The sequence below is a fragment of the Aerococcus tenax genome (assembly GCF_003286645.3).
Taxonomy (GTDB): Bacteria; Bacillota; Bacilli; order Lactobacillales; family Aerococcaceae; genus Aerococcus; species Aerococcus tenax.
This window is the reverse complement of record NZ_CP127382.2, coordinates 663,941-681,943: the sequence shown is the minus strand read 5'-3', so window position 1 is coordinate 681,943 and position 18,003 is coordinate 663,941. Positions and strand designations below refer to the sequence as shown.

General features: G+C 41.1%; 18 protein-coding genes. 4 read left to right on the top strand and 14 right to left on the bottom strand.

Going from position 1 to position 18,003, the window contains the following annotated elements; all coding sequences use genetic code 11:
• Positions 1-77: 77 nt before the first annotated feature.
• The 3 genes from DBT50_RS03090 to DBT50_RS03080 all read right to left on the bottom strand — a co-directional run bounded on the left by DBT50_RS03090 (position 78) and on the right by DBT50_RS03080 (position 4,546).
• Positions 78-1,316: a competence/damage-inducible protein A gene (locus tag DBT50_RS03090; protein ID WP_111851693.1), complete on the bottom strand. Its 1,239-nt coding sequence runs from the start codon at positions 1,314-1,316 to the stop codon at positions 78-80.
• Positions 1,317-1,367: 51 nt separating this feature from the next.
• Positions 1,368-1,946: a CDP-diacylglycerol--glycerol-3-phosphate 3-phosphatidyltransferase gene (gene pgsA / locus DBT50_RS03085; RefSeq protein ID WP_111851694.1), complete on the bottom strand. Its 579-nt coding sequence runs from the start codon at positions 1,944-1,946 to the stop codon at positions 1,368-1,370.
• A 245-nt stretch (positions 1,947-2,191) separates the two neighbouring features.
• Positions 2,192-4,546 carry a DNA translocase FtsK gene (locus tag DBT50_RS03080; RefSeq protein ID WP_111851695.1) on the bottom strand — a complete coding sequence of 785 codons (2,355 nt, stop codon included), beginning with the start codon at positions 4,544-4,546 and terminating at the stop codon, positions 2,192-2,194.
• A gap of 154 nt (positions 4,547-4,700) precedes the next feature.
• Between DBT50_RS03080 and DBT50_RS03075 the strand changes: the two genes are divergently transcribed.
• Positions 4,701-4,979: an acylphosphatase gene (locus DBT50_RS03075; protein ID WP_111821203.1), complete on the top strand. Its 279-nt coding sequence runs from the start codon at positions 4,701-4,703 to the stop codon at positions 4,977-4,979.
• A 64-nt stretch (positions 4,980-5,043) separates the two neighbouring features.
• Entirely contained in the window at positions 5,044-5,970 is a 927-nt protein-coding gene (gene yidC, locus DBT50_RS03070; protein ID WP_111851696.1) for a membrane protein insertase YidC, read from the top strand.
• Between the two features lie 89 nt (positions 5,971-6,059).
• Here yidC and DBT50_RS03065 read toward each other — a convergent pair whose 3' ends face one another.
• Together DBT50_RS03065 and gndA are read right to left on the bottom strand one after the other, a co-directional pair.
• Positions 6,060-6,767, bottom strand: coding sequence for a response regulator transcription factor (locus DBT50_RS03065; RefSeq protein WP_013668854.1), 708 nt, complete (start codon positions 6,765-6,767; stop codon positions 6,060-6,062).
• 26 nt (positions 6,768-6,793) lie between these two features.
• Positions 6,794-8,227 (bottom strand): NADP-dependent phosphogluconate dehydrogenase, encoded by a 1,434-nt coding sequence (gene gndA, locus DBT50_RS03060; RefSeq protein ID WP_111853049.1) that lies wholly within the window; start codon positions 8,225-8,227, stop codon positions 6,794-6,796.
• 230 nt (positions 8,228-8,457) lie between these two features.
• Between gndA and DBT50_RS03055 the strand changes: the two genes are divergently transcribed.
• The gene (locus tag DBT50_RS03055) at positions 8,458-8,631 is read left to right on the top strand and encodes a hypothetical protein (RefSeq protein ID WP_013668844.1); all 174 of its coding nucleotides are present in this window, start codon (positions 8,458-8,460) and stop codon (positions 8,629-8,631) included.
• An 86-nt stretch (positions 8,632-8,717) separates the two neighbouring features.
• Here DBT50_RS03055 and thiI read toward each other — a convergent pair whose 3' ends face one another.
• From thiI to DBT50_RS03020, 7 genes are all read right to left on the bottom strand, one after another.
• Positions 8,718-9,941 (bottom strand): tRNA uracil 4-sulfurtransferase ThiI, encoded by a 1,224-nt coding sequence (gene thiI, locus DBT50_RS03050; RefSeq protein WP_111853050.1) that lies wholly within the window; start codon positions 9,939-9,941, stop codon positions 8,718-8,720.
• A gap of 8 nt (positions 9,942-9,949) precedes the next feature.
• Positions 9,950-11,095, bottom strand: a complete 1,146-nt coding sequence (locus DBT50_RS03045; RefSeq protein ID WP_181566055.1) for a cysteine desulfurase family protein — start codon at positions 11,093-11,095, stop codon at positions 9,950-9,952.
• A gap of 155 nt (positions 11,096-11,250) precedes the next feature.
• Complete coding sequence (locus DBT50_RS03040) at positions 11,251-12,972, bottom strand: septation ring formation regulator EzrA (protein ID WP_111851699.1); 1,722 nt, start codon at positions 12,970-12,972, stop codon at positions 11,251-11,253.
• 186 nt (positions 12,973-13,158) lie between these two features.
• Positions 13,159-13,770, bottom strand: coding sequence for a 30S ribosomal protein S4 (gene rpsD, locus DBT50_RS03035; RefSeq protein WP_013669168.1), 612 nt, complete (start codon positions 13,768-13,770; stop codon positions 13,159-13,161).
• A gap of 252 nt (positions 13,771-14,022) precedes the next feature.
• Positions 14,023-14,718, bottom strand: coding sequence for a 5'-methylthioadenosine/adenosylhomocysteine nucleosidase (locus DBT50_RS03030; protein WP_070559228.1), 696 nt, complete (start codon positions 14,716-14,718; stop codon positions 14,023-14,025).
• Between the two features lie 9 nt (positions 14,719-14,727).
• Complete coding sequence (locus DBT50_RS03025) at positions 14,728-15,126, bottom strand: hypothetical protein (RefSeq protein WP_111851700.1); 399 nt, start codon at positions 15,124-15,126, stop codon at positions 14,728-14,730.
• Between the two features lie 5 nt (positions 15,127-15,131).
• Entirely contained in the window at positions 15,132-15,683 is a 552-nt protein-coding gene (locus DBT50_RS03020) for an NUDIX hydrolase (RefSeq protein WP_111821209.1), read from the bottom strand.
• Between the two features lie 163 nt (positions 15,684-15,846).
• Between DBT50_RS03020 and DBT50_RS03015 the strand changes: the two genes are divergently transcribed.
• Entirely contained in the window at positions 15,847-16,092 is a 246-nt protein-coding gene (locus DBT50_RS03015; RefSeq protein WP_013669621.1) for a GlsB/YeaQ/YmgE family stress response membrane protein, read from the top strand.
• 86 nt (positions 16,093-16,178) lie between these two features.
• On the opposite strand, the gene nox is transcribed toward DBT50_RS03015, so the two are convergent.
• Together nox and DBT50_RS03005 are read right to left on the bottom strand one after the other, a co-directional pair.
• On the bottom strand, positions 16,179-17,522 hold the full coding sequence (nox, locus tag DBT50_RS03010) for a H2O-forming NADH oxidase (RefSeq protein ID WP_111851701.1): 1,344 nt from the start codon (positions 17,520-17,522) through the stop codon (positions 16,179-16,181).
• Positions 17,523-17,797: 275 nt separating this feature from the next.
• Positions 17,798-18,001: a cold-shock protein gene (locus tag DBT50_RS03005; RefSeq protein ID WP_111821211.1), complete on the bottom strand. Its 204-nt coding sequence runs from the start codon at positions 17,999-18,001 to the stop codon at positions 17,798-17,800.
• Between the last annotated feature and the right edge of the window lie 2 nt (positions 18,002-18,003).

Sequence of the window (18,003 nt, the reverse complement as noted above, 5' to 3'; positions counted from 1 at the left end):
TATCCTCCTCGTTTATCTTTCACTCTTAGTCTAACGGCATTAAGTCAAAAAAGCAAGCAAAAACAGAACAAATGTTCTTAGGGTTTTTCTTGGATAAAATCTAACACAGCTTGGTAGATAACCTTTAAACGAATGGCTGAGCGGTTGCCATTAATGTGGTAGCGCTTGACCTGGGTAGACTGCCCTCGGCTAGCAAAACCACAATAGACGGTTCCAACTTCTTGACCTTCCATCTTATCAGGACCAGCAACTCCAGTGAAGCTAATGGCATAATCAGCCCCATAGTTTGAGCAGGTTAATTCAGCCATTTGCCGGGCACAAACCTCGCTAACCATGCCCTCTTGGTCGAGAGTTGCTTGACTTACGCCAATGACATGAGCCTTGGCATATTCACTATAGGAAACTGTTGACCCTTTAAAAATTTTTGAAGAGCCTTCATGGTTGACCAATAAATGCGCCGCTAGACCACCCGTCAGGCTTTCAGCAAAAGCAATGGTTTTTTCTTCTTGGTTTAAATAATCAAATAAGGCATCCATAGGAAGGTAATTATAACCACTTCCGTAATAATAGTCACCAACCAGGGCAAGTATTTCTTCCTGGGTTTGGTCGAGCAGTTTATCTGTAACTGCGTGATCCTCCCCTTGGGCCGTGAGTCTTAAGGTGACTACTGATTTAGAAGCATAAGGAGCGATCGTTGGATTACTTTGTTTAGCGATCAGGTCTTCTAGACGACTAGTTAAGGCCGCTTCCCCAATACCAAAGAAATTTAAAAAGCGAGAAGCCAACACCTGTTTATTGGACAAATGTTCAAAGAGATAAGGCTTAACCTCATTAATAAACATAGGTTCCAATTCATCTGGAAAACCAGGCAGGAAGACATAGAGACAGCCATTTTTATGAATGAGGCTTCCACAGGCTTGACCTGTTTCATTCTTTAGTGATTGGCCATTTTTGAAAGTCAGGGCCATCTGTAGGTTGTTGGAGGACATGTTTTGATGGCGATCCTGGTAGTACTGTTTTATCTGCTCTAAACACTCTTGGTCGTAGATAAGCTCTTCATTTAAGTATTCGGCAATTACTTGCTTGGTCAAATCATCCTGGGTCGGTCCAATTCCTCCAGAGTAAATGATCATATCACTACGTGACTCGGCAATCTGAGTTAATTCAACTAAGCGCTCAGGATTGTCCCCCACCACCGTCTCATAGTAGTGTTCAATCCCTAGTTCATTCAGTTGTCTGGCGATAAATGGGGCATTGGTATTGACAATTTGTCCCATCAGCATTTCTGTTCCTACCGCAATTATTTCTGCCTTCATGATTTCCTCCACTCTATTATTCCGTACTTTCAACAATTTTTATTGTCTTCTTTAAAAACTATCACTAAAGACTTGCCAATTCTTTTTAAAATAATCATAACCTGAATAGATGGTTGCTAGTAAAGCCAAGTAGAGGCAAAGCTGTCCGAGTGAAAATGGCAAGGCTTGGAAAGGAAAATCATTCACTAATAATAAAATGATTGCCAACATCTGGGTACAGGTCTTGATTTTTCCTGGCCACTTAGCTGCCAAAACCTCTCCTTCAGTCACGATCAATAGCCTTAAGCCCGTAACGGCTAATTCACGCATCACAATAATGGCAACAAGCCAAGCTGGCGCCTTGCCTAGAGCAATGAGCTCGATTAGGGCGGTAATGACCAACATTTTATCCGCCAAGGGGTCGGCAAATTTACCAAAGTTGGTCACCAGGCTATCACGACGAGCAATATAGCCATCCAGCCAATCGGTCAAACTCGCTATGGCAAAAATAAGGGCTGTCAAAGCCAATTGAACACTCACGCTTTGACTAGCAATGGTCCATGTTCCCCAATTAAAGGGAATTTCTATCAATAAAATAAATAAGGGAATCATCAAAATCCTTAGCATGGTCAGTCGATTAGGTAAATTCATTATGACAATGTCCTCCTTTAGGAAAATATCTCTTACATTATATCACGTTTTAGACAGTCAAAAAGCAATCCAGCCTAGTAAAAAAGTCAAAGAGTGAGTCACTACTAAAGTTTCCCTTCTCTTTGACTTATTTCTTAGGAGCGTGCGACAAGTGCGTTTAAATAAAAAGCGATCTGCACCCGGAGCACCTTTTGAATTAAATAGTTTGGATTTTGAAAAGAGATAGGGAGTTTTGTCCTAGCCTCTTAGTCTTCCTGTTCTTCTTGTTTTTCACTAATATTAACTGTGCGCGGCTTACTTCCGTTTTGTTCTGAGACAATGCCGCGTGCCTCCATGTCATCAACTAAGCGGGCGGCACGGTTGTAACCAATGCGAAATTGACGTTGCAACATGGAAATCGAAACCGTTTCGCGGCCCTTAACAAAATCAATAACCTCATCCCACATCTCATCAAGGTCGTCAGCCGCGCTATTCTCATTCACTTCGCTAGGCATCATCGCCTCACTATAGTTAGCCTCTTGCTGGTCTTTAACAAAATCAACTACGCTTTCAACCTCTTCATCAGTAATGAAAGCCCCTTGTACTCTTAAAGGCTTACCCTCTCCCATGGGCATAAAGAGCATATCACCGCGACCAAGGAGTTTTTCCGCGCCATTTTGATCGATAATTGTCCGTGAATCAGTCCCACTAGATACGGCAAAGGCAATCCGGGAAGGCACATTAGCCTTAATGATTCCCGTAATAACATCAACTGACGGCCGTTGGGTGGCTAGAATCATGTGAATACCAGCTGCTCGCGCCATTTGTGCTAAGCGGGTGATGGCAGCCTCAACTTCTTTGGAAGCTACCATCATTAAGTCAGCTAATTCATCGACAATAACCACAATATAAGGCAGCAAGGCCTGTTTATCATCACTGGTCTCATTATATTCACTCACATGATGGTTATAGCCATCAATATTTCGCTGACCCGTTGCGGCAAATAATTCATAACGCCGCTCCATTTCCTCAACTACCTTATTCAAGGCTTGGGCGGCTTTGCGTGGATTAGTTACTACTGGAGTTAGTAGATGAGGAATACCGTTATAGACGTTTAACTCAACCTTTTTGGGGTCAATCATCATTAATTTGACTTCATTAGGCTTAGCCTTTAATAAAATGGAGACAATCATCCCATTGATGCAGACGGATTTACCAGAACCAGTAGATCCCGCAATTAAGAGATGGGGCATTTTCGTTAAGTCTGCCACCCGGGTGTCCCCATAGATTGACCGTCCCAAGGGAACTTCTAGTAACTTCGTATTGGCTGGTTGGTTCTCAAAACTGTCTCTAAAGGAAACCACAGACACCTTTTGGTTAGGAACCTCAATACCAATCACTGACTTTCCTGGAATCGGCGCTTCGATCCGGATATCCTTAGCAGCTAAGGCCAAGGCGATGTCGTCAGCTAAGTTGGTAATTTTAGATACCTTGGTACCGACTGCCGGTTCAATTTCATACTTGGTAACTGCCGGACCTAAATTCGCCTTAGTCACCTTGGCATCCACATTAAAGCTGGCTAAGGTCTTTTCCAAAGTTTTGATGTTTTCTTTAATAATGTGATACTCACTACTTTGATCCGTGTGGTGAATTGGATTTAAGAGACTGACTGGAGGGAGTTTATAATCGGGATTTTCTTCTTCGGCCTCGATAGTTAAATCAGATAAATCTTCTCCATCATCCTCTTCGTCGATATCCAGACTTAATTGGCTGGCTTGGTCTTGGCTTTGACTTGCCTTTTCCTGGTCAAGGCTGGTTTCTTCTTCTGACCCCACTAAGTTTTGGTAGTTGGGGCCCACAATTTCCACAGCGGATTCTTGACTTTTATCGTCGTCAAACCTGACTTCACTATCTTCATCTGCTCCATCAGTCAGCTTAGGGGAATGATCTTTCACTGGGGTTTCTGGCTGACTTTCCTTAACCTTATTCGCCTTGGCTTCTTTACGCTTAGCAGATTTCTCCTTAGTAGCATTTATAAAGCCTTGTAGCCACTGCACCGCCATTTGAAACAGATTTTGGACACTGGAAATCATTTCTTGACCGGATATATTTAGGCAGTAAGCCAGCCAAGCTAAAGCAGCTAGGAAAATAAGTAAGTAAGTTCCCCATTGGCTGAGGATAAAATAACTCACTTGATAGAGACCAGCGCCCATGATACCGCCACCAACATCAGGCTGAAAATTTCCCTTAAAACCTGCCAAAAAGTGATTTAAACTAACGGCAAATAGAGATTCCCCCTGGGCCATGACTTCTTTAAACTGGATCGCATGGCAGAGTAAAGCCAAAATGGGGACGGCTAATAGCAGAGAACTGTAAGGGCGTTTGCGCCAATTTGGCCCTTGATTGGTTAGCAAATAAGCAAGGGCGGTAATGGCCACCAGGAAGAATCCCAATAGATAGAGCTCGCCCACCATAAAGCGCATGCTGGCTTTAACAATTCGACCTAAAAAGCCCAGTTGAAAACTCCCTAGCCCGGTTAAAATTAAAATAAAAAAAGCGATAACCGCTTGTTGGTAAGTATTATTTGTTTTTTTCTTTGAACGTGTTTTTCTTTTTGCCATAGTTCCTCCCGACTCATCTCTTCTTAAGTCAATCAGTCTTCATTATATAATATCCCTCCATTTTTTTAAAGCTGGGTCTTGGTGGGCCTCTCCATAGAATCAATCAATTTAATTAGCGGGATTATGTTAAAATAAAGCAATAGGAGATGATCATATGCTAACCAGTAAAATACAAGTTCAAGGCCGGGTACAAGGCGTCGGCTTTCGTTTTCACGTTACCCGCCTAGCCAATAAACTACAACTGACCGGCACGGTAAAAAATGAATCCGATGGCAGTGTGACTATCCAATTACAGGCAGATGAAGGACAAAGAGAACATTTTATCACAGAGCTCCAAGATCCTAAGAATATCCCTTACGCTAGAATCGACCAGCTTAGTGTCACGGAGGAAAAAGATCTTCCCGCCATGCATGATTTTCACCCCATATATTGAAAAAAACAATATTTTTCGCTAAAATTAGGGGCGTTCGACAAATCTATAATTAAGGAGTGCTATTTTGAAAACAAGTCTCAAATCAAAACACCTCCAGCTGCTCAGTCTAATGGCTGCCTCTTCCCTATTCTTAGGGGGCTGTGTTAGCCGTAACCAAGACAGCTGGACTTTTCGTTTAATTGCCAGCCCAATTAACCAGTTAATTGAGTGGTTGGCCCAATTTTTCAATGGTAACTACGGCTTTGCTATTATTGGCCTAGTGATCATTATCCGCCTACTACTTATTCCACTCACCTACAAGCAACAAACCAGTTCCATTCTGGGAACAGAAAAACGCCGTTATTACCAACCTTACTTGCTGAAATTCCAAGAGTTAATCCAAGGCGCCGAAACTCCAGAAGAACAAATGGAATATACCCGTCAACAACAAGCCTTTATGAAGGATAATAATATTTCCTTATTTGGAAATATGGGCTGTTTACCCCTACTAATTCAGTTACCTATCCTTTCCGGGATGTATGTGGCGATCTATAATAACCAAAATATTGCCAACTACAATTTCTTTGGCTTCTCTTTAGGAGAACCTAACCTGGTTTTAACAATTATCTTTATTCTTTTATCTTTCTTACAAACCCGGATCAGCATGCAAACCATGCCTGAAGAAGTTCGTGAGCAACAAGGTAAATCCATGCTATTTATGCCTCTCATGCTCGGTTTTGTTGTCTTCAACGTCCCTGCTGCGATTGGTTTATACTTAGTAACAACCACCATTTGGGGGATGCTCCAACAATTGGCTATTAATACCTTTGTTCATCCTCGTATTAAAGCCAAAGTGGAAGATGAAATGAAGGATAATCCCATCCGCTTTGACCAACATTATAAACCCAATAATTCGGTTAAAGACGTCACCCATACAGCAAATTCCTCAACTTCATCAACTAAGCCTCATAAATCTAACCGGAATGCGGGAAAACAAAACAGAAAGAAATAAAATTTTAAGTAAGCATTCAAACTAAAACACCCTCTAGCTGCTAGCGCATTAAGCTCACAGTTAGGGGGTGTTTTGATGTCTTTTTTATGCTAAGAGTTATCCTCATCGCGCATAACATAACCAGCACCGCGGATGGTTTGGATATACTTTTGATTCCTATTGGGATCAATTTTATTACGTAAGTAACGAATATAAACGTCCACGACATTGGTTTCAACCACACTTTGAAAGCCCCAGACATCTTTAAGTAATTTTTCCCGACTCAACACCTTATTGATATTCTCCATAAAAATTACTAGTAGGTCATACTCGCGCTTGGTTAGGTCTAGGACTTCTTCGCCGCGATAAGCAAGATGATTTTCTTTTTCTACTAGTAAATCGCGAAAGACCAAGCGGGTCTGTCTAATGTGGTTTTCATTGGCTTCAATGGTCATACGCCTTAAAATTGAGCGTATGTGTGCTAAAAAAACTTCAATTGGAAGCGGCTTAATTAAATAACCATCAGCTCCTTGGTCCAAGGCAGACACTTGGTCAATTACCGATGAGCGCTGGGTCATCACTAGAATTGGGACCGTCATCTCTTGCCGCAAGCGGCGCATGACCTCTAAGCCGTTTAACAAAGGCAAATCTAAATCAAGTAAAATCAAATCCCATTGGTGTTGATGAGCCAGTTCTAAGCCCATTGGACCGTCATGAGCGATTGTAGCAAAATAATTTTCACTATTTAACTCATCACCGAGATAATGCACCCATTCTTCTTCAGCATCGATTAAAAGAATTTGCTTTTTTGCTTCCAAACCCTAACACAACTCCTTAATGCGGATTACTGCTTAACTTCCTTTTCTTCATCCCATAAGAAATGATAAGTTCCTTCTTGGTCCACTCTTTGATAGGTATGGGCCCCAAAATAATCTCTTTGTGCTTGGATCATATTAGCAGGTAGTGTAGCGGAACGATAGCTGTCATAATATGAAATCGCACTAGTAAATCCAGATACCGGAATACCCGCTTGAACTGCTGCACTCACCACATCCCGGGTAGCTTGTTGGTATTTAGCGGCTATTTCCTTAAAGTAATCATCTAAAAGAATATTTTCTAATTCTGGATTATTCTCATAAGCAGCCATAATTGTTTCAAGGAATTGGGCACGAATAATACATCCCCCTCTAAAAATACTTGCAATGGCCTTATAATCTAAGTCCCAGTTGTAAGTCTTGCTTGCTTCACGGTATTCCACAAAACCTTGAGCGTAGCTCATGAGTTTAGAGAAATAGAGGGCTTGACGGATTTTTTCAATAAAGGCTTCCTTATTCTCAACACCTTTCACTTGGCTTGGTCCTTCTAAGACTTGGCTAGCACGGACGCGTTCATCCTTTAAAGCAGAAATATAACGCGCATAGACTGAATCCGTAATGGTTGGTAATGGCACACCTAAGTCTAAGGCCTCTTGAGATGTCCATTTCCCGGTACCCTTATTACCTGCAGCATCAAGGATTACATCAATCATTGGGGAACCAGTTTGTGGATCTTTCTTGGTCAAGATATCAGCGGTAATTTCAATCAAATAGCTGTCTAATTCGCCTTGGTTCCATTGCTTGAAGTATTGAGCGCATTCTTCCACGCTTAAATCTAAATAATGACGCAATAAATCATAGGATTCACTAATTAATTCCATGTCCCCATATTCAATACCGTTGTGGACCATTTTGACAAAGTGACCGGCCCCATTTTCTCCAATATAGGTCACGCAGGGTTTGCCATCACTTGGTGCCTTAGCAGCCATGGCTTCAAGAATATCTTTCATTTCTAGATAGGCTTCTTTTTGTCCTCCTGGCATTAAAGCAGGTCCTTTAAGGGCGCCCTCTTCACCACCAGAAACTCCCATACCGATGAAGTGGATCCCGGATTGGGCCAATTTTTCTGAACGACGCATAGTATCTTTGAAGTAGGTGTTTCCTCCATCAATGAGGATATCGCCTTCTTCTAAAAGCGGTAAAATTTGGTCAATAAAATGATCAGTCGCTGCCCCGGCCTTTACCATGAGTAAAATACGACGGGGACGTTCAAGATGTTCAACAAATTCTTCTAAGGAACGGGTAGGGACTAAGTTCTTGTCCTTATTTTCTTCATAAACGGCCTCCATCCGTGAGGTAGTCCGATTATAAATAGCGACCGTATAGCCGCGGCTTTCAATATTTAGGGCTAAGTTTTTTCCCATTACCGCCATTCCGATTACACCAATTTGTGCTTGAGTCATAGTAGTTCCTCCTACATTCTAATAACATTCGATGAGATTGCGTCATTAGGCTTCTCATTTCAATGATAATATTATCAAAGTCTTTAGCAAAAATAAAGACGTAGCCAGGCACTTGTTTTCAACCATTGCTTAAGTGAAGGATTAAAGAAATCTTTCTAAGTCCTCGTTAAATGTCATGAGCCTTTATGCTATAATAGCAAGGAGATTATTGTAAGGAGCGTTATAAGGATATGTCAAATTCAACGAATTGGAAAGAGCAACGAGAAAAAGCCTATGAAAAATCAGAACGAAAAAAAAGACGGAAGAAAAGATGGGGCAAATTATTCACCTGGGCCATGTTACTTGCCCTCGTTTCGAGTGTAGTGATTAGTCTAGGCGTTGCCGTTTATGGGTATTTTTTCTAAATAAACGCTAAAAAGCTTGCCAATCGAAGAGAGGCAAGCTTTTTATATTATTCTGTTCTATAAACTGGATTAAATCATTGCTGTGTTTAAAGCAAGTCATCCATGGCTTCTTCTTGGGCATTGCTTTTCTCTAAGGAATGGTGGTCAATTCGTTCAAAGTTAAGCTTAGCTAGGCAATTGTCCACTAGAGTGTCAATATCAAGACGAGATTCATAATGTTCACAGCGGTCCACTTTTGGCTTAGTACTTGGTGAAGCCGGTGCAAAAACAGTACAGCAGTCCTCAAAAGGCTGAATCGACAAATCAAAAGTGTCAATCGCCTGAGCAATATCAATAATTTCTAATTTATCCATGGTAACAACAGGACGAATAATCGGTGTTGTGGTCACGGCATTGATGGCATACATGGATTCAGCGGTCTGAGAAGCCACTTGTCCTAATGATTCCCCATTAATAATGGATAAGGCGTGGTATTTTTCACGAATGCGGTCAGCCACCCTTAGCATCATCCGCCGGGTAATGGTCATTAAATATTCACTGGGAATATGCTCCTTAATTGCTTCTTGAATTTCTGTAAAAGGCACTTCAATAAAATCAATCCACGAACCGAATTTAGTCAACTTACCCGCTAATTTTTTCGCCTTTTCTAGGGCTTGAGGACTGGTATAGGGTGGTGAGGCAAAGTGGATGGCAATGGGTCTAACCCCACGTTTCATGGCTAAGTAACCCGCCACTGGAGAATCGATTCCCCCAGATAACATGAGGATACCACGAGAACTAGTTCCCACCGGTAAACCGCCGATCCCTTTAATCCAGTCGGAAGACACGACAAAGTCCTTAAAACGGACTTTCACCCGGACAGTGAGGTCGGGCTTTTTCATTTTAACTTCTAAATTAGGGAATTCTTCCATCAGATAAGCTCCTAATTCTCGGTTAATAGCATTGGTATCCATATGATAATTGCGGTCGGAGCGGGAAGTAGCGACCTTGAAGCTATGAATTTCCCTTTCATCTAACTTTTCTTTCACCACTTGTTTGGCCACTTCTTTTAACAGGTCAAAGTCGCGCTCAATTTCGTAGACGGGACTATAACTTTGGATACCAAAAATATATTGCAAGCGATCAATGACGATTCCCTTATCGACACCATTAAGCTCAATAAACATGAAATCGAATTGTTCACTCACCTTAACCTGTGGATAGTCGGAAAAGATTTGGCGAATATTTTCAGCTAAGCGGTTAATAAAACGACGTTTATTTTTTCCCTTAACTGATAATTCGCCATAGCGAATCATGATTTTAGTTTCCATAAGACCTCCTATTGGATAACAGTAAATTTTTGACGTAAATCTTCAAAAGTGTCAATAAAGCGTTGGGCTTCTTCTTCTGTATTTTCAAAGCCAAAGCTTAGACGAATAGCCGAATGAGCCCAAGAGCCATCAACCCCCATGGCTAGTAAGGTCGATGAAGAATGACCGGTTTGGCGGCTAGAACAGGCACTGGTGGTGGACACATAGATGCCCTTTTCTTCCAAAGCGTGGACCATCACTTCTCCACGAACTGCCTTTAAAGCAAAGCAGAGTACATGGGGAGAAGCACCTGATGCAGGAGAGAAAATGCGGATGGTATCAGGGTATTGTTTAAGGTAAGCTCTGATTGAAGCTTGGATGGCTTCTTGGCGCTGGTTTTCTTCTTGAGCCCGCTCTAAACTTAAACGGAAGGCCTTGGCTGTTGCCACAATTCCGGGTAAGTTTTCGGTACCACTCCGTAAATTTGCTTCTTGGCCGCCACCTTCTACTAAATTCTTCAAAGTCCGGTTTTTCTTTTTGTAGAGAATTCCCACTCCCCGAGGCCCATTGAATTTATGCGATGAGAAGGAATACAAATCTACCCGAGAATGAATGAGGGGATTCTTAAAACGACCCAAGCTTTGGACGCCATCAACATGAAAGTGGATGATGGGGAAATTGGTTAAAATTTCAGCAATCTCCTTGATTGGTTGGATGGTCCCAATTTCATTATTTACAGCCATGATTGACACCAGAATCGTATCCGGTCGTAATGCGGCCTGAAGATCCTTGGGGTTTACCCGCCCTTCCTTATCAACAGGTAAGTAAGTCACTTCAAAACCTTCTTGTTCTAGCTCTTTTAAAGTATGACTGACTGAGGGGTGTTCAACACTAGAAGTAATAATATGTTTGCCTCGCCCCGCCTTTTCATAGGCCGTTCCTTTGAGAGCCCAGTTATTGGATTCGGTTCCCCCACTGGTAAAAAAGATTTCCTCAGCCTGACAGCCACAGAGCTCTGCGATTTGCTGACGGGCTTTATTGAGCAAGGCTTTTGCTTGGTTACCTAAGTCATGCAAGCTGGAAGGGTTGCCGTAATAATTCTCCATAGTCATCACCAGGGACTTTAAAGCGGCAGGATCAATTTTAGTTGTTGCACTATTATCAAAATAAATGATTTCTGACATGATTACTCCTTTACAAACGGTCAAAATAGTGACTGCTAGTCATTCAATCAATGGATAAAAAGCAAAAGTGCATCAAATCAATAGCTATCCAATTGATTGAAGCACTTTCCTTGTTTAGAGACTGGTCAATGAGTCCCTATTAATATTTAATATAAACGCTCTTCTTTCTCTTGACGATATTGGTTCTCGACTTTATTAGAAGCCCCTGACTCTAATTGGTCAACAGCTTGACTAATAGTCTGATGGGCCTTTTTATAATCGAAAGTTTGATTAAAGTAATAAGAAGATTTTTCGATGGCTTGATTCAGTTCAGGATGGTTGGCCCGGTAGCGGTTAGCATATTGAACGGTTTGTTCGGTCAATAAAGCTTGGTCAATCATATTTTCTGTTTCTAAATCCAGGCGCTCAATCGCTTCGGAAACTTCATTGACGAGCTGGTCAATTTCATCCATATCCAGTTTGACCCGATTCATTTTGCGCTCGAGTTCTTCAACTTTATCTTCAGTAGCAAAATAACGATCTAGATAAGCATCAGGAAGTCCCGGTAAATGATATTGATTAACCCGACGTTTCATATTACGCATATCTAAGTCGAAAGTATAAAGCATGTCACGAGCATCGCGTTCTTTTTGCCGGAGATTGGCTAAGGACCCCACAATATGGGATTGGGCCTTATCAATTTCATTAAGCTGTTCATATTTATCTTTATAAACACTCTGCATGTCGGTATAGGCAATGACGTGGGCTCCTAGACGTTGGTTAACGGTATCCACTTCTTCGTGGATGCGTTCAATTTGATCGGCGTAGTCCTGTAACTTGCCCAGTTCATTATCATGGAGCAGATAATTTTGGGACACCCGGTCAATTTCTAGTGATCCATAGCGATTACTTTGGCGGACTTGGTTAATTCTTTGTTCAAGGTTACCTTGGTTTTTCTCAATATATTCCTTAGCCCGTAATTCAACTTCCATTAATTCATAGCTGCGGTCAATTTGAGCTTCAGTTGCGCTCATTAAGGAAGATGTTTCACTTAAATCGCATTCAGCTAAGGCTGCATAGCATTGCTCGATGCCCTTTTCTACCTGTTGAATTTCTTCATCAACCCGCACACCAGAAGGGAATTGGAAGTCCATATCTAGCATTTGCGAATAGCCTGATTTAAGGTCTTCAAGTTGCTCTTCATATTCATTATCAATCTTATCCAATAGCTTAGGAATTTCTTCCATCATCGCTTCTAAGGCTTCGATATCCTCCTTAGTTTGGTCTAAAACATCATGAGCGGCTAGGTAATCGGCATCGCTCATTAAGGTATTGTATTTGGTAAAGTCCAATTCAATATAAGAAAGATGTTTTTCCAAAGTTTCTTGTGAATCCCCATAGGCATAGCCATGAGCAAGGAGTTGTTTTCTTATTTTGGCATAGCGGTCATTAACCTCTTGAAAATAAGCTTCATTTTTTGACTCGCTAGCTAAGAGTTCTTCTAAGGATTGATTGATATTTTGAACATCTTGCAAAGTGTCATAAATCAACTTTTCGGTTTCTTCGGCCGTTTTTCTAGACTTAATCAGCGAAAATTTATCAGCATCTGCCTGGGCCTGCACCAGTGCCGCTTCAATTTCAGGCAACTTATACTGTTTAATCGTTTGCCACTTGGCTTGTTCAGCCTCAAATAGCCGGCGTGTGTTTCCACTCACATTTTTATTACGGATAGTGTAGAGTTTATCTGCAACAGGAATGGCCATGATTTCCTGTTTCTTCTCATCAAGTTCTAGGTTGGTTTTGCTTTGCTTGCGACCTAAGTAGTAGAGTAGGCCATAGCCAATCAAAATAATCACAATGATGATGATTAGAGCAATTATAAATCCCACTGTCTTCCCCCCTCTATTGCTAAAAAGACGCTTTTATACCTAATAATAAACATTATACGCTAAAGTTAGGACTTAGTCCACACTGGCCTTAGGGCAATGACCAAAGTATCCACCAGGCAAGGGGCTACTCCCGCTATACAATAAAAGTCTGTTACAAAAACTGTAACAGACTTTTCTAAAAGCGGATTAAACTTGGTTGTAGTATTCAACAACGAGCGATTCGTCGATTTCTTGGTTCATTTCATCGCGTTCTGGTAAGCGTGATAATGAGCCTTCGAGTTTATCAGCATCAAATTCAACATAAGGAACATGGCCGTATAAACCTTCAACAGAATCTTTAATCACTTGTAAGTTCTTAGATTTTTCACGAACGCCGATAACTTGTCCTACTTCAACAATGTAAGAAGGAATGTCAACACGTTTGCCATCAACAGTGATATGTCCATGGGAAACTAATTGACGTGCTTGGCGACGAGTAGAAGCTAAACCTAAACGGTAAACCATATTATCTAAACGTTGTTCTAAAAGGGTCATGAAGTTGGTACCCACAGTACCTTCTTTAATCTTTTCAGCACGGTTGTATAGATTATGGAATTGTTTTTCAGTTAAACCATAGATAAAACGTAATTTTTGTTTTTCTTGTAATTGAAGACCATATTCAGATAAGCTCTTACGACGTTGGTTAGGTCCATGTTGACCAGGAGCGTAAGGGCGACGAGCTAATTCTTTACCAGTTCCGGATAATGAAATCCCATAACGGCGTGATTTCTTCCAGCTTGGTCCTGTATAACGTGACATAAATTGTTTCCTCCATTTTTTAAATAATTAGTATTGGAGTAAAATAATTATGGAATTGATCGCATTCGTGTAGTTCATCCAAGGCTTTCCCCTATGCAGCCGCAGGTACTCACTACACCATTCGTGGGCGAACTATTGACGAGCTTGCTTCAACTCTGCTGCATTATTTTACACAACCAATAGTGTACTAAATATCTACCCTGCTGTCAATTTATTTGCCGATATTTTTCTGATACTTCTTCCTAAGCAGACTTATTGAAGTTTTGCTATAAAGTCCAGCGTAGCTTGGGCGCTTTGACGACCCACTTTTTCAATAAACTCTTCAAAAGTTATATTAGCATCATGGTTAGCGGTATCTGAGATGGCCCGGATAATGACAAAAGGAATCTTAAAACGATAAGCCACTTGCCCTATCGCCGTGCCTTCCATCTCAGTACACATGGCTCCAGGGAAGTGCTCTTGAATCCAAGCCACCTTGTCTTGACTAGCAATAAAGGAATCTCCAGAAACAATCGGTCCAACTTTAATGTTAGCTTGGCTAGCATGTTCAGAATAATACTGATAAAAAGCTGAACGCCATTGCGGGTCGGTTGGGTAGTTAACCGGCATCCCATCCACTTGGCCTAAGACATTATCAAACGCAGTCGCATCGACATCGTTATAGATGGCATATTCCGCCAAGACAATGTCCCCAATCTTTAGACTAGGATCAATAGCTCCAGCTGAACCGGTATTAATAATCACATCCGGATCTTCCAGAGCAACGACAGTCGTAGCCAAGGCCGCATTGACCTTACCCACACCGGATTGGGCGATCACTAAGTCCTTGCCCTGATAGCTGCCTAGCCAATAGGTCATATCGGCGATTGTCTTTTCTTCTAAATGGTCAATAGTTTCAATATAATAATTCACTTCCCGACTCAAGGCCGCGATAATAGCAATTTTCATTCTTCTCTCCTATACAAAAAAAGCAATAGCAGTAACGACAATGATGGCTAAAATTAAAATAATGATACCCCAATTGAGGAAGCGGTCAATCGAAGGCCGCTGCTTAACAGTTCTTACGCTTTCGCTTGGGTTCGCTTCGTCAAGGTCTGCTGACTCACTGCCTGGCTTAGCCGCTTCTAGATCTACACCTTCCTCTTGATTGTCTGCAGGAATCTTCTCGTTCTCATGATCACTGGCTGCTTCAGGTTGATTGACTGAGGACGTTGGGCGAGATTCATTATCCACTTCATCTTGATCATCAAACTCGTCCTCTTGTTTGAAGAGGCGCCGCCAGATATTTTTGCGGTTGTTCTTTTCCCGTGCCTTCCGATAAGAGCGTCGGGTAATTAAAGGATCCTTTTGCTTCATAATAATTACTTCGTTTCACCTCGTAATTTGATAATCTCCCATTGCTTGACGGCATAAATGGTCTTCATGTCACAAATATCTCCTTTTTCAATAGCCGCTTGTACTTCTTCGAAACTTAATTGAAAAACTTCAATATGTTCATCCGCGTCTTGGGCTTTAGGATGAGCGACTTTAGCCAAGCTGGAAGCTTGATAAATTTGAAGATTTTCATCTAAGTAGCCCGGTGAGACATAAAATTTATCCAGAGCTTGCCAATTTTCAGCTTGAAAGGCGGTCTCTTCTTCGAGTTCACGCTTGGCAGCAGTTAAGAGGTCTTCTCCAGGATCGACTAAGCCGGCCGGAATTTCTAAAATTGCCTTTTCAATAGCTTTACGGTATTGCTTGACCAGTAATAATTTATCATCATTAATAGCTAAAATCGCCACTGCGGGGGCATGGTGGATAATTTCACGATTGGCTTTTTCTTTATTTTGTAATTCCACCACGTGCTTTTCAACTTCAATCAAACTTCCTTGGTAAATAGTTTCTTTACGGAGTGTTTTTTCACCGAATTCCATGAGGCTACCCCTTTTCTTTTCAATTAAATTCTTTTTTATTGTAACAAAAATCTCTCAGAATGGGTCAAGCTCTCTTATTCTTAAGCAGAACTTACATATTATTTGTTAAAAGCGTCTTTTTCAACTAGAATATAAACAGACAAAAATAAAGGAGGTAATCACTATGGGTTGGATTTGGTCCCTCATTGTTGGTGGTGTACTTGGTGCAATCGCTGGTGCCATCATTGGTAGAGACGTTCCCGGTGGAGTGATTGGAAATGTAATCGCAGGTATTCTCGGTTCCTGGCTAGGTGGCAAATTAATGTCTGGCTTCGGTCCAGAAATCGGTGGTTTTTACATTATTCCTACCCTACTAGGTGCCATTATTATTTTGCTCATTTATTACTGGCTCGCTAAGAAGCTGGGCTAATTAATTATAAGTAAACAAAAGACCCTGAAGCACTTGATTAGTAAGTAATCAGTGCTATCAGGGTCTTTCCTTATGATTAAGGTCTTCTATTTATCAGCGCTTAAAGCAGCCATGGTGACATAGTTGTAAGGTTGGTTATAGTGTGGTAAGAAGAAGATATCCAGGAGTTGTAATTTATCCATGGTTAATTCTTCTTGAATAGCTAGGGAGAACATGTGGATTAATTGGTGCATATCGTAATGTGAAGCCAGTTGAGCACCGACAATCCGGTTACCATCTTCAGTATAAACAATCCGAATTTTTACTTTTTCATTCTTTTCTTCTGGTATGAAGCCTGGTAATTGTAAATCTTCATAGTCAACATATTTCACTGGAATATTCGCTTTATTTGCAGCCTTAACACTCAGACCAGTGGAGACTAATTTCAAGTCAAAGATTTCAATTCCGTTAGAGCCTTGGACGCCAGCGCCGTCAATGGCTGTCCCTGCGGCATTGTGGGCGCCAACGATACCGGCACGAACCGCATTACTTGCTAAGGCAATATAGGTAGTATCTTGGAGGGCATTGGAATAGTTGGTGGCACAGTCACCCACTGCATAAACATCAGGATCAGAGGTTTGGAAGCCACGGTTGACTAAATATGCCCCATTGCCAAAGCGTTCTAAGTGATCTTCACCAAGATTTGCATTAGGTCTAAAGCCGATACAGTTAATCACAGCATCCACTTCATATTGGCCTTTATCGGTTTTTAGTCCAGTGACCCGTCCATTTTCACCTAAATATTCTTGGGCGAATTCACCGTAATGGGTTTCAATCCCGTTTTCTTTCAGGTTTTCATCCATTAATTGGGAGAACTCTTTGTCATAGTAGGAAGCCAAACAAGTATCTTCAGCATCGAATAATAATACATTCTTACCACGACGTCTTGCTGCTTCAGCAATTTCTACCCCAATATAACCGGCACCAATAACGGCTACGGTATCTACACCTTCCTTGCTGAGTTCTTGGTCAACTGCTTGGCCTTCTTGGAAGAGCTTGAGGAAGTGAATGCCATCTAAGTCTTTACCTGGTAAGTTAGGAGCAATTGGTGCAGACCCTTCAGCAAGAATTAACTTGTCATAAGATTCTTCAATTTTTTGCCCGTCTTTTGTTTTGGCATAAACGACCTTCTTATCAAAATCAACCTTTTCCACATTAGTTTCCAAAGAAATTTTAGCACCTTTGGCTTCAAAATCTTCTGGTTTAGTATAGAAAAGTCCTTCATAGCCATCGATTTGGCGACCTACCCATAAGGCAGTCCCGCAACCTAAATAACTTAAGTTTGAGTTACGGTCAAGCATGACTAATTCATTGCCTTCTCCATAATTATCTAAGATCGTGTTTGCTGCTGCAATCCCAGCATGGTTTGTACCAACAATTACAAATTTCATTTTGCTACCTCCTAAATTTTGTACTATTTTCTACATGTTTATTATATCACGAAGTCATGTAAGCGCTATTTATATTAGCAAATTAGCGTAAAATCAAGGTAAAAAGACACAATTTGTATTTATTTTCACTAACTAGATACAATTATCGTTTATTTTATAACTAAATTAGCTTTTTGCTTTCCTTTTTTGTTTTTATTTACTCCTCTTCTATGGATTAGACAAATAAAAAAGCTACCCCAATCAGGATAGGAATCTGATTGGAATAGCTTATTCATTTATTGAACGTTCACCGCTTGAGGGCCTCTTTGTCCCCAAGCAATTTCAAAAGCTAGAAGATCATTGACCAGCATTTTTTCATAGTCAGCTGCCTGTAAGGCAGTCCGGTGGATAAAAACATCTTTTTCAAAATAAGGATGAAGGACTTGAATAAAACCATAGCCACGTTTTTCATCGTATGACTTTAAAATTCCTTGGTACATGA